This is a genomic window from Amycolatopsis nivea, assembly GCF_004522235.1.
Classification (GTDB): domain Bacteria; phylum Actinomycetota; class Actinomycetes; order Mycobacteriales; family Pseudonocardiaceae; genus Amycolatopsis; species Amycolatopsis nivea.
Window position 1 is genome coordinate 26,548 of the sequence record NZ_SDLT01000058.1, and the last position, 11,298, is coordinate 37,845.

General features: G+C 68.7%; 11 protein-coding genes. 8 read left to right on the forward strand and 3 right to left on the reverse strand.

From position 1 onward, the window contains the following. Positions 1-3 precede the first annotated feature (3 nt). The 3 genes from EIZ44_RS40970 (at position 4) to EIZ44_RS40980 (ending at position 5,159) form a co-directional block, all read left to right on the forward strand. The gene (locus tag EIZ44_RS40970) at positions 4-981 is read left to right on the forward strand and encodes a hypothetical protein (RefSeq protein WP_051729075.1); all 978 of its coding nucleotides are present in this window, start codon (positions 4-6) and stop codon (positions 979-981) included. A gap of 137 nt (positions 982-1,118) precedes the next feature. After that, complete coding sequence (locus EIZ44_RS40975; RefSeq protein ID WP_134734250.1) at positions 1,119-4,070, forward strand: trypsin-like serine protease; 2,952 nt, start codon at positions 1,119-1,121, stop codon at positions 4,068-4,070. 240 nt (positions 4,071-4,310) lie between these two features. Next, positions 4,311-5,159, forward strand: a complete 849-nt coding sequence (locus EIZ44_RS40980) for a formate/nitrite transporter family protein (RefSeq protein ID WP_134734251.1) — start codon at positions 4,311-4,313, stop codon at positions 5,157-5,159. A gap of 68 nt (positions 5,160-5,227) precedes the next feature. Here the strand turns inward: EIZ44_RS40980 and EIZ44_RS40985 are convergent, their stop codons facing one another. Further along, positions 5,228-6,349 carry a S1 family peptidase gene (locus EIZ44_RS40985; RefSeq protein WP_134734252.1) on the reverse strand — a complete coding sequence of 374 codons (1,122 nt, stop codon included), beginning with the start codon at positions 6,347-6,349 and terminating at the stop codon, positions 5,228-5,230. Between the two features lie 230 nt (positions 6,350-6,579). Between EIZ44_RS40985 and EIZ44_RS40990 the strand changes: the two genes are divergently transcribed. Beyond that, on the forward strand, positions 6,580-7,200 hold the full coding sequence (locus tag EIZ44_RS40990; RefSeq protein WP_134734253.1) for a LysE family translocator: 621 nt from the start codon (positions 6,580-6,582) through the stop codon (positions 7,198-7,200). Positions 7,201-7,230: 30 nt separating this feature from the next. On the opposite strand, the gene EIZ44_RS40995 is transcribed toward EIZ44_RS40990, so the two are convergent. After that, positions 7,231-7,896: an HAD family hydrolase gene (locus EIZ44_RS40995; protein ID WP_134734254.1), complete on the reverse strand. Its 666-nt coding sequence runs from the start codon at positions 7,894-7,896 to the stop codon at positions 7,231-7,233. A 9-nt stretch (positions 7,897-7,905) separates the two neighbouring features. Continuing rightward, complete coding sequence (locus EIZ44_RS41000; protein WP_051729073.1) at positions 7,906-8,406, reverse strand: SRPBCC family protein; 501 nt, start codon at positions 8,404-8,406, stop codon at positions 7,906-7,908. A gap of 23 nt (positions 8,407-8,429) precedes the next feature. Between EIZ44_RS41000 and EIZ44_RS41005 the strand changes: the two genes are divergently transcribed. From EIZ44_RS41005 to EIZ44_RS41015, 4 genes are all read left to right on the forward strand, one after another. Beyond that, on the forward strand, positions 8,430-9,038 hold the full coding sequence (locus EIZ44_RS41005) for a TetR/AcrR family transcriptional regulator (protein ID WP_167754434.1): 609 nt from the start codon (positions 8,430-8,432) through the stop codon (positions 9,036-9,038). Positions 9,039-9,042: 4 nt separating this feature from the next. After that, positions 9,043-9,213, forward strand: coding sequence for a hypothetical protein (locus tag EIZ44_RS45010; RefSeq protein WP_167754435.1), 171 nt, complete (start codon positions 9,043-9,045; stop codon positions 9,211-9,213). A 212-nt stretch (positions 9,214-9,425) separates the two neighbouring features. Then, the gene (locus EIZ44_RS41010; protein WP_134734255.1) at positions 9,426-9,878 is read left to right on the forward strand and encodes a hypothetical protein; all 453 of its coding nucleotides are present in this window, start codon (positions 9,426-9,428) and stop codon (positions 9,876-9,878) included. Continuing rightward, complete coding sequence (locus tag EIZ44_RS41015; protein WP_134734256.1) at positions 9,878-10,909, forward strand: tyrosine-type recombinase/integrase; 1,032 nt, start codon at positions 9,878-9,880, stop codon at positions 10,907-10,909. The genes EIZ44_RS41010 and EIZ44_RS41015 overlap by 1 nt, the downstream gene beginning before the upstream one ends. Positions 10,910-11,298 lie beyond the last annotated feature (389 nt).

Here is an 11,298-nt window from a genome sequence, read left to right on the forward strand (position 1 = left end):
AGGATGATCTCACTGGCGGGCGTTCCGGAACCTCCGAAAGTCCGCAGTTACCCCCCGGTATCCGACGAACGACGCTGGTCCGGCGGATACCGGCGCACCACAGTGGACGTCGTGCCCTCGTTCGCCGACGCCTTGGACGCCGCCATCAGCGGCGCCGGGCTCACCCTGGACCGGCTGCGCGAGCACCTGGCGGCCCGCGGGGTGACGGTGTCGCGCAGCGCACTGGCGTACTGGCGGACCGGCCGGTCGCTGCCGGGCCGCGAGACGTCGCTGCACGCGGTCGTCGAACTCGAGCAGGTGCTCGGCCTCGGCGCGGGCCGCCTCACGTCGCTGCTCGGGCCGCAGGACCGCCAGGGTTCCCGCCCGCAGCGGACGCCCCTGCTCGAACGGCGCCGGCTGTGGCCGTCGGTGCGGCCCTCGTCGCTCGAATTCGACCTGCCGCCGGAGGACCAGGTGCGGCTGCGGTCGGTGCACGACGAACTTCTCGTGGACGACGACCGGCAGGAACGCCTGCTCAGGGTGCGCGTGGTGGCCGAGGCCGCCGTGGACGGCGTCGTCCGGATGGCCGCCTACTACCAGACCGAAGACCGCGCGCGGCAGCCTCCGCGCTTCGCCGCCGGGCACTGCTGCCGCGCGGGCCGGACCCGGGTCGACGCGGTCAGCGGGCTCCTGATCGCGGAGCTGTTCTTCGACCGGGAACTGCGGGCCGGGGAGGTCGCGGCGGTGGAGTACGAATTCGTGTTCCCGCACGGCCGCCCGGTGCAGGGATACCACCGCAGGCTCACCCGGCCCGCTCCCCTGTACACCTGCCGGGTGCAATTCGGCTCGGACATTCCGGAAAGCGTTCGCCGTTTCGAACAACGCGACCTCGCCGCACCCCGCCGAAAAGTGGAAGAACTGCGCGCGGCAGGCAGCGGCGCGGTGACGCTGGCGGCGCGGGACGTCGGCGCCGGGATCATCGGCGTCGAGTGGACCTGGTAGCAATTCTGTGAACACAGCCCGCTGAGCTGGGGATACCCCGGCTGCGCGGCGCGGTTTCCACTTTTCGTGGCAGAGGCCGGAACGCGGTTCTTACCGTGCGCAGTGCTGTATTCCTCCTCACAACTCCGGAGCAGCACATGCGAAGTCCAGCTCTCCTCGTAGCCGCTTTCCTGACGACAGCGGCACTTTCCCCGCCGACAGCCACCGCGGCCCAGCCGTTGGTCCCGCTGAACAACGCCCCCGCTGTCCCCGCGGGCGCTACGGCGGACAGTTCCGCTCTGCCCGGCCAAGTCACCGTGTCCGTCGCGCTCAAGCCTCGCGACGCGGCGGGAGCCGAGCGGTACGTCGCCGACACGGCCGACCCGAAATCCCCGCTGTACCACCACTATTTGAGCGCCGCCGAATACACCGACCGGTTCGGTCCCACCGCCAGCGCGGTCAGCCAGGTGCGGAAGTACTTGACCGGCAAGGGATTGCGCATCGACGACGTCACCGGCAACCGCCAGGTCGTCACCGCGTCCGGCACGCCCGCGGAAGTGGAAAACGCGTTCAGCACCTCGCTTTCCGGCTTCCGGTCCGCCAAGGGCGAGCGGTTTTTCAACGCTACCAAGGCAACCGCGGTCCCCTCGGACATCGCAGCCGTCGTCCGCGGGGTCACCGGCCTGACGAACCGGCCCGCCGCGCACCGGGCAAGCGCACCGGCGGGCCCGTCCGGTCCCGGCGGCGGCTACACCCCGGCGCAGCTGCGCACCGCCTACAGCATGACCGGCGTCTCCGGCAGCTACGACGGTTCCGGCGAAACGGTCGGGCTGATCGAGTTCGACACGTTCAAGCAGCCCGACATCGACGCCTGGACGCAGTACTTCAAGCAACCCGCGGTCACGCCGGAAGTCGTCAAGGTGGACGGCGGGGTCCCGAATCCGGGCGGCGACCAGATGGAAGTCACGCTCGACGTCCAGGCCGTCGCGGCGACCGCGCCGAAGGCCAAGCAGGTCGTCTACTCCGCGCCGAACTCCGACCAGGCGTGGGTGCACGAAATGGCGCAGATCGCGTCGGACAACAAGATCACCGTCCTTTCCGGATCGTGGCTCAACGGCGAACTCTGCGAATCCAGCCCGATCGCGGCCTCGCACGATTCCTACACCCAACTCGCCGCGCAGGGCGTCACGATGTTCTCCGCGTCCGGCGACTGGGGCGGCACCGGCTGCGGCTACCAGGGCGACAACAAGACGATCCAGGCCGACTACCCGGCGAGCGACCCGCTGTTCACCGGCGTCGGCGGCACCCAGCTGCGGACGTCCGACAGCGCGGGCACGTGGCAGTCGGAATCGTGCTGGAACCAGGGCGGCAGCGGCAATACCCGGTCAGGGGGCGGGTATTCGAAGATCTACTCGCGCCCGGACTGGCAGCCCGGCACCAACCAGTACCGCTCGGTTCCGGACGTTTCGATGGTCGCCGACTACGGCGCTGGCGCGTTGTCGGTGTACATGAACGGCGGCTGGCTCGACGTCGGCGGCACCAGCCTCTCGTCCCCGCTTTGGGCGGGCTACGCGGCGATGCTGAACCAGAAATCCCTCAGCGGCGGCAAATCCCGGCTCGGCCAGCTCAACCCGAGCCTGTACCGGATCGCCGGTTCGGCGGACTACGCCTCGACGTTCCACGACGTCACCTCGGGCGGCAACGGCACCTACAACGCGGGCACCGGCTACGACCTGTGCACCGGCTGGGGTTCCCCGAAGGCCGACGCGCTGGCCTCGAAGCTGACCGGCGGCGACACCCCGCCTCCGGCGCAGGACTTCACGCTGTCCGCCTCGCCGTCCTCCGGCAGCGTCGCCGCGGGCAGTTCGGCGAGCACGACCGTCACCGCTAACGCGCCCTCCGCTGCTTCGCCAAGCGTCGTAGGCGGTACTCCGACCACGACGGCGGATCATCCGTTCATTATCTCGATGCGCCGCGAAGGTTCGGCCTTCCCCGGACAGCAGTCCTGCACCGGCACGCTGTTCGGATCGCACACCGTGCTGCTCGCCGCGCATTGCCTGCTGGAGAAGCCCGGTCACAAGTGGTTCGTCTACGGCGACGACGACCTCACGCAGAACACCGGCACCACCGCCGAAATCGCCTCGCAGTGGGTCCATCCGGACTACACGGACTGGAGCATCGGCGCGGACGTCGCGGTCGTGACCCTCGACAAGGACATGCCGGTCCCCGCCGGGATCACGTACCCGAAGCTCAACACCGACCCGAGCCTCGACGCGCCCGGCACCAAGGGCGTTTCGATCGGCTGGGGCGAAACCGGCGCGAACACCTACAGCACCGTCCTGCGCCAGGCCGACGTGCCGGTCGCCGAAGACAGCGCCTGCAAGGGCCGGTTCACCGATCCCCACGGGCAGGAGGAGTACAAGACCCCGGCGATGCTCTGCACCGGATACGCCGACCACCACGCCGGCGCGTGCGTCGGCGACAGCGGCGGACCGTACCTGGTCGGCAACACGGTCGTCGGGGTGTTCTCGTGGATGTCCACCTCGTGCGACTGGTACGCCGTCTACGCCCGGGTCTCCACCTACGCCGCGGACCTCGCCCCGCAGCTGCCGGGCGGCGACAACCCGCCGCCGCCGACCGGGTCGATCAGCCTGACCGCCGCCGGACTGCCCTCGGGCGCGACGGCGACGTTCAGCCCGGCGAGCGTCGACCTCGGCGGCCGCTCCACGCTCACGATCGCCACGAGCGCGAGCACTCCGGCCGGAACGTACGACGTCACGATCTCCGGCAAGAGCCCGAAATCGACGCAGACGACGCACTACCAGCTGACCGTCACCGGCGGGCAGCCCTCGGCCCTGATGCTCGCGGCCCCGGGCAACCAGGACAGCTGGACCGGCAAAGCGGTGAACCTGCAGCTGAAGGCCTCCGGCGGCACCAGCCCGTACCGGTGGTCGTCGACCGCCCTCGCCCCGGGCTTGACGCTCGACCCGGCGACCGGAGTCGTGTCCGGAACGCCGACGCGCGCCGACAGCAGGCAGGTGACCGTCACGGTCACTGACGCCTCCGGGAAGTCCGCCGCGACGACCTTCTTCTGGTTCGTTTTCGGCTGAGTTCCTTGCCCCGCACCGAGATGCCGTCCCCTTCCCGGGGGCGGCATCTCGCGTTTTCCATCCCGGCGCGATCGAGCTGATGCCCGTTATGCCCCGTTATGCACCGGACGGGGCAATTCACCGCGGCCGCCGCGGGCTGTGCGCACTCGGACACCAGATGCTGATCACGACGCTACCCGCACGCAGAGTGCGCGGGGTCGAATGCCGGGGTACCCGCCCCCGGCCCGGAAGGCCCGCGCCATGCCGATTCCCGTATCCGAAGCTCTCGACCTGCAGGCGGACGTCGCCGACGGAAAGATCGAGGACCTGCGCCGCCCCGGCCGCTACCTGGTGAGCTCGATGCTCGCCGGGGCGTTCATCGGCGTGGCGGTCGTGCTGCTGCTGTCCGCGACCGGACCTCTCAACGCGGCGAATTCGCCGTGGACGAAAACGGTGCAGGGCTTGGTGTTCGGGATCGCGCTGACCGCCGTGGTGTTCGCCGGCGCCGAATTGTCCACCGGGAACATGATGACGATGGTGCAGGGCGCGCTCGTCCGGCGACGCGGCGCCGGTGCGGCCGCGGCGGTGATCGTGGTGTCGTTCGTCGGCAACCTGCTCGGTTCGCTCGTCTTCGCCTGGCTCGTGCACGAGGGCGGAGTGCTGTCCGTAGGCGGCTCCGCCGGGCACCCCGGTCCGGGCGCGGCTCTGCTCGCGAGCCTGGTCAAAGCGAAAACCGCGGAATCGGCGAGTGCGCTGTTCTTCCGCGGCGTGCTGTGCAACTTCCTGGTCTGCCTCGCCGTGTGGATGGCCGCGCGCACGAAGTCGGACGGCGCGAAGCTGGCGCTGATCTTCTGGTGCCTGCTCGCGTTCGTCAGCTCCGGATTCGAGCACGTGGTCGCCAACATGACGACCTACACCCTCGGCCTCCTGGACGGCGTGCCCGGCGCGACGATCGGCGCGTTCGGCCGCAACCTGCTGTTCGTCGGACTGGGAAACCTGGTCGGCGGCGGGCTTCTCGTCGGAGCCGCGTACGTCTTGCTGGGCTCCCGGTCCCGCGTGACCGCTCCCCCGGCCCCGGCTGCGGAAGAACTCGCGACCACCGGCAGCTGACCCGGGCGCGGTCGGCGCCGGGCTGCGGCACCGGTCTCGGAAGAGGCCGGTGCCGCAGCCCGGACGGGTCACCCGGTGACGAGCGACAGGCCGTAGGTCTGCAGGATCTCGTTCACCGGCTGGAACCAGGTCTCGCCGCCGGTGCTGCAGTTGCCGAAGCCGCCCGAGGTGACGCCCTGGGCTTGGTCGCCGGTGATGAACGAGCCGCCGGAGTCGCCCGGTTCCGCGCACGCGTTGGTGTGCGTCGCCTGGTAAACCGCGCCCTGGGCGTAGTTGATGGTCTCGTTCAATCCCAGCACGGTGCCGCAGTGCCAATGCGAGGTCGAGCCGGAGCGGCAGATCGACGAACCGGCAGGCGCGACCGCCGACCCGCGGACGATCACGTCGCTGACCGTGCCCCAGCCGAGCACGACGGGGGCGGTCCACCAGCCGTTGCCGATGGTGATGTAGGAGTAGTCGTTGCCGGGGAAGGAAGATCCGGCGAACGTGCCCATCGCCGAGTTGTCCCAGCCGACGACGGAGCTGCCCTTGCTGCCGCAGTGCCCGGCGCTGACAAATCCGCCGTGCACCGAGAAACCGATGGAGCAGCGGGTGTTTCCGTTGATGTAGTAGGGATCCCCGCCGACGGTGCCTGCCGAGAAGGTCTGCGGCCGGGCGCCGGACGCCACGGTCACCGGGCCTGCTGCACGGGCTCGCGCGAGGAAGGCGTCGACGTCCGGACCGTGCGCGCCTGGCTGGAGGGTGACGACCACACTGCCGCTGCGGGGATCCGCGTGCCAGCCGCTGACCGAGGCCGGGGCTCGTTTCGCTTTCGCGGCGGTGTCGATGGCCGTCTTCGCCGCGTCCAGCGCCGCGGCGGTGACCTTTGCCGGAACAGTTTCCGCGCCAGTCCGGTGAACGGCGTCGGCCACGGCCGGGTCCGTCACGCCGACGACCAGCTTGCCGCGCGCCGGGTCGAACCAGGCCCCGCCGAAGGCCGTTCCAGCCGCCTTCTGGGCCGCGGACATCTGCTTCGACGCGGTCAACTCCTGCCGGAGCCGGGTCTGCGCTTGTGCGGCGCTAAGGCCGAGATCCCGTTGCATGGCCGAGATCAGTCCGGGCGACGCCTGGGCGGCGGGCGCGACCACGGCGGTGAGACTCGCCGCGAGAACGGCCGCACCGGTGAGGCTGAGGGTGATTCTTCGACGCATCGGAACTCCTCGAAGGCCGGGGGAAAGAAACCCACTGTCGGCCGAGTGTGCGGAGGCTGCGCGAAGCCGGTCCAGCGGCGGCCCACGTTTTGTCCGAAACCTGTCGCCGCGACTGCTCCGTTCGTTCACTCCGGAACGGACTTCCGGGCAACTGGCGCGCGGGTGCCGCTCAGATGGGCGGGGCGGGTGAACCGGATCTGAATCGACAGGACTAGGGCAACAATGTCCCCATGTCTTCGATTGCGGCTTTCTCGGCCCTGTCCGTCCTCCTGGTCCTCATTCCCGGACCCGCGGTCATGCTGATCCTCAAGAGCGCGATCGCTCGCGGCCGGGGTCCGGCCCTGCTGACCGCGCTGGGAGTGCTGACAGCCGACCTGGTCTGGGCAGGCGCGTCCGTCGCCGGACTGACCGCACTGCTGGTGTCCTCGCAGGTGGCGTTCGACGTGGTCCGGTACCTGGGCGCCGCCTACCTGATCTTCCTGGGCGGCAAACTCCTGCTGACCCGCTCCGGGCCGGACTTGGCGGCGCTGACCACCGGCAGGCCGCGCAGCGGATGGCGCGCGTTCCGGGAAGGACTTCTCAGCGACTTGTCCAATCCCAAGACCGTCATCGTCTTCACCAGCGTCATCCCCCAATTCCTCCACCACGGCGCGCGACCCGTCGACACGCTGGTCCTCGGAGCGGCGTTCGCGGTGATCGGCTTCCTCTCCCTCACCAGCTACGCCCTCGTTTTCAGCGCCGCTGCCAGGATGCTGCGCAACGCACGAGTGGTCCGCGCAATTCTCCGGACGGGCGGCGCGATCCTCGCGGCGTTCGGCATCGGCCTAGCCGTCGAACGCCCCGCTGCGTAGATGGTCTGCTGACCGCTTCCGGCGCTCCACTCAAGCGAGCGGAGTGTCGTCCAGAGCCTTCGCGAGATCCCCCGGCGTGTCATAGAGGGCGACGGCACCGGCCTCCCGGAGTTCGTCGTCGCCGAAGCCACCGGAGCGGACGACGATCGCGGGCATCCCGGCTCGTTTCGCCGCTTCGACATCCCACACCGAGTCGCCGACCATCACTGCGGACGCGTCGGACGGGGCGCCCAGCTTCTTCAACGCCGCCTGCAGCAGATCCGGGGCCGGTTTGGAGGCCTCGACGTCGGCACTGGTGGTCCAGTCGTCGACGAGGTCGCGCGCGTCGAGCTTGTCGAGAAAGACATCCGCGTGACGCTGCTGAGCCGAACTGGCGAGCACCACCCGGTGGCCGCGCTCCTTGAGGGCCACGAGCAGATCGCGCGCGCCCGGCAACGGCGCCATCTCCTCGAGCAGCGCGTCGACCTCCTTGCCCTGCTGCTCCCGGGCCCGATCGCCCGCCCGGCGCTCCAGCCCCTCCCCGCCGACCGCGGCGACGAGCTGGTCCCCGCCCATCCCGATCAGCCGGTGCAGCCGCCACACCGGATACACCTCGCCCACCGACCGCAACGCCCGGTACCAGGCGAGAGCGTGGTGGTAGTTCGAATCGACGAGCGTCCCGTCGATGTCGAGGACGGCGATGGGGGAAGCAGTCACGATCACTGATTACCCACCGCCGCGCGAGTCAATCACCGGCGGCATCTCTCCGGACGACTCAAGCGCCGCCTTGGCCTGCCGCATCTCGTCCTCGACGTCCGGCCGCAGTGTCCGGCGCAAAACCGGCTCCGCGAACCACTTCAACGGCCCCTTGAACCCGCATCGCACAGTCCGGGTAACCGCAGTGCGCTCGCCCGAGGCCGCGCACACCCAGCTGGCGCTGAACTCGGAAACGAGATTGGCCAGCCGATTCGCCGGGATCGGCGGCAATCGCACGTCCACCCGCTCGCCCGGGGTGCGGGTCATCCGCGAAACCACCTTGGCAGCAGGGCCGGGAATGCCCGGAAGCCTGCTGCCGAAACGAAATTCGGTGACGTCCCCGGCGCGCCGCACCCATTCGATCGCACCGATCTTGCGGTCGACCGCCGCATAGGCACGGGGATCCATCACGAACTCGAGCACGCGCTCCGCCGGGCAGTTGATCGTCTCAGTCACCTGAACCTCGATCATTGGAAAGAGAGTACTCTCTCACTATGGCGCGTTCAACTCCCGGCGTGACGAGGCAGCACCTGGTCGAAGCGGCCACCCGGCTGTTCGCGGAAAGGGGTTTCGACAAAACCTCGACCGCCGACGTCCAGCGAGCTTGCGGCCTCAACCCCGGCTCCGGGGCGCTGTACAAACACTTCCCCTCCAAGCGGGCGCTGCTGGAGGAGATCGTGCAGCAACACCTCGCGGGGATCAGCGACCGAAGCAGGCAAGCAATAGCGCTGCCCGAAGCACCGGAGAAGGCACTTCCAGTGATCGCGCGGCTGGTTTGGGACAGCATGCGCCAGGACCGCGCAGCTCTGCGCATCATGTTCCGCGAACTGGAACCGTTCCCCGACCTGCGGGAACAAATGTGGCACGGCGTGCTCGGCTCGGTCTACACAGCCGCGACGGAATGGATCGCCTCCGGCGTGCGACGCGGCGACTTCCAGGTCGAGGACCCCGAAGCCACCGCATCGGTCTTGCTGGCTGCGCTGACCTACTACCCGATCCTGGACGCCCTCGTCGGGCACACGCCGGGCGACGTGGGCGAGGAAGCCTTCCTGGCCGCGTGGACGGCGCAGGCCCGGCTTTCGCTCGGGCTCAAGGACGGGTGAATCCGTGCCCCGCAAAGGGCGGTCCTTCGTCGCCTTGGCCCGCTTCATCGGCGGCTTCGCGTTCCTCGGCTCTGTGGCGCACGAGCACAAAACCGCCTGGCTGGACCAGGACGCGGTGTACCCAGTCGGCGGCTTGTGGGACTCGGCGTGGTCTTCCTCCTCCGGTCCGCGCTGACCGGACGCCATCACGGCCCGGCCGAACCGCCGGAGTCCTGACCGGGCCAGTTCACTGAGCGAGCGCTAAGTCGAGTTTTCCGGGGATACATCCCCTAGCGCCCAACCTGACCGAGACCACTCTCCGACGGGCAGCGAACCGCCCCCCGCGGCGGCAGGTCCGCCCGTCCCGCCAGCCTGCCCAGGCAGCGGTGTCGACCGGGAGGTGGTCGGATGTCTGAGCCACTGGCCGCCGCGCTCATCCCTCCGGACTCGCCCCGCATCGTCTCCGGGCATGCCGCTCCACCGCCGATGGCTCCGCTGTCGCCGACCTACAGCGCTGCGGCCTGGACGTACTCCGTAGCCAGTATGGACGCTTCCGGCCGACTTGCTACCCGAGCGGCGCTGAAAGCCCTCGGCTGGGCTCCAGGCACTCCGCTGACACTCACCGTCTGGCGCGGAGCCGCGGTGCTCTTCCGCCGGGACCCCAACGGAGCGGTCACGGTGGGCCACAGCCTTCGCGTTCAGGTCCCCGCCGGACTGCGCTCCCGATGCGCGCTCCGCACCGGCGACCAAGTCCTGCTGGCACACAGCCAAAAGGAAGACGCACTCCTGGTCTACACCCTCCCGCTCCTGGAACAGGTGCTGTCCGAAACCCACGAGTGCATCATCTCCGGAGGAGAATGATGGCGACAGAAAACATCTCCACCGACACTATCGCTGCCGCTAAAGCGCTTCTCGCCACGATGGGCATCTCATCGACCGATCTCGCGGACGCGGACTCAACTGGCCGCGTCATGCCGACGTTCGCCGAATACGTGCCTGTCGCGCTGAAAGCAGCGTCGCCCAGCTCCGCCGCGACCTGGAAGATCTATCTGAAAAAGCTGGCCGACGAATGGCCCGCGCGCCCCATCGACGAGCCCACAGCAACCGAGATAGTGAACCTGTCAATCAAAATCCAGCAACGTTCAGCCGCGGGCCGCGGGTATCGCGGCGGAATAGGCGCGCGCTCCAACTTCATCGACGCCATCAGATTCTTCTACCGGTGCGCAATGGCAGACAACCTCGTCTCCGCACACGAAAATCCCGTCCGCAACGTCAAAAAACCTGCTAGACCGCCACGCAATCGGCGCGCACTCACTCCCCCGCAACTCGCGGAGATCAACGATGCGGTCTCCACCGAAGGTCGTGACCCAGCACTCGACAGCCTGGTGCTGCGCCTGCACACCGAAACCGCGTGCCGTCGCGGCGGAGCAATCGCGCTGCGGCCCCGCGACCTCGAAACGACCCAATTGACCGTCCGGCTACGCGAAAAGGGAAACAGCGTCCGCGACCAGCCCGTCTCCCCCACCCTGATGGCCAGCCTGCTGGCCCATATCAAGCATCGAGCACCCGACGCGGATCCGGACTCCCCGCTGCTGCGCCGCGCGAACCGCAGGCCGATCGACGATAACTATTACCATCTCCTGTGGGAGAGAACCGGCAAAAGCGTGCCATGGGTCAAAAACCTCGGAGTCACCGCGCATTGGCTGCGATACACCACACTGACGTGGGTCGAACGCAACTTCGGATACGCGGTAGCGGCCGGGTACGCAGGACACGTCCCGGTCGGCAACCGGGCCGGCAACACATTGACATATGTCGCCGCGACGATCGAAGAGATCGCCACAGCGCTAGCCGCGCTGACCGGAGAACCCCATCCCCTCGCATTGACCTGAGCAGCGCAAGACAACCTTCCTCTCGCCCGCTGCGTGCAGCAAACCTTCACAGTGAAAGACCCGCGCCCCTCCGGCAGCGCACCGGAGGAGCGCAGGTTCAAATCCTGACTTTCGGCCACAGGCACCAGGCCTGCGAGCTTGGCCCTTTGCGTGCCTCCGGAGCCCGACACAGGCACCAGCAAAGCGCTTGACAACAGTCTTGCGACAGCGAAGCGATGTCGAGTCCTCGTTGACCGAACGGTGTGCCGACCAGCGAAAAACACAGGTCAGCTGCGAGCATGAGCGGCAGAATCCCTTGGTTTTGGCAAGGCCCCCAAATCTGGGCCCACAGCGAGCGTCCACGGTATCCTGAGGTTCACCCCGGGTCGTGGACACCGAGTTAGCAGGAT

Coding starts and splice junctions, on each gene's coding strand:
- EIZ44_RS40970 (WP_051729075.1), top strand. CDS start 4: ATGATCTCACTGGCGGGCGTTCCGGAACCTCCGAAAGTCCGCAGTTAC.
- EIZ44_RS40990 (WP_134734253.1), top strand. CDS start 6,580: ATGTCTTCGATTGCGGCTTTCTCGGCCCTGTCCGTCCTCCTGGTCCTC.
- EIZ44_RS41010 (WP_134734255.1), top strand. CDS start 9,426: ATGTCTGAGCCACTGGCCGCCGCGCTCATCCCTCCGGACTCGCCCCGC.
- EIZ44_RS41015 (WP_134734256.1), top strand. CDS start 9,878: ATGGCGACAGAAAACATCTCCACCGACACTATCGCTGCCGCTAAAGCG.
- EIZ44_RS40980 (WP_134734251.1), top strand. CDS start 4,311: ATGCCGATTCCCGTATCCGAAGCTCTCGACCTGCAGGCGGACGTCGCC.
- EIZ44_RS41005 (WP_167754434.1), top strand. CDS start 8,430: ATGGCGCGTTCAACTCCCGGCGTGACGAGGCAGCACCTGGTCGAAGCG.
- EIZ44_RS41000 (WP_051729073.1), bottom strand. CDS start 8,406: ATGATCGAGGTTCAGGTGACTGAGACGATCAACTGCCCGGCGGAGCGC.
- EIZ44_RS40985 (WP_134734252.1), bottom strand. CDS start 6,349: ATGCGTCGAAGAATCACCCTCAGCCTCACCGGTGCGGCCGTTCTCGCG.
- EIZ44_RS40975 (WP_134734250.1), top strand. CDS start 1,119: ATGCGAAGTCCAGCTCTCCTCGTAGCCGCTTTCCTGACGACAGCGGCA.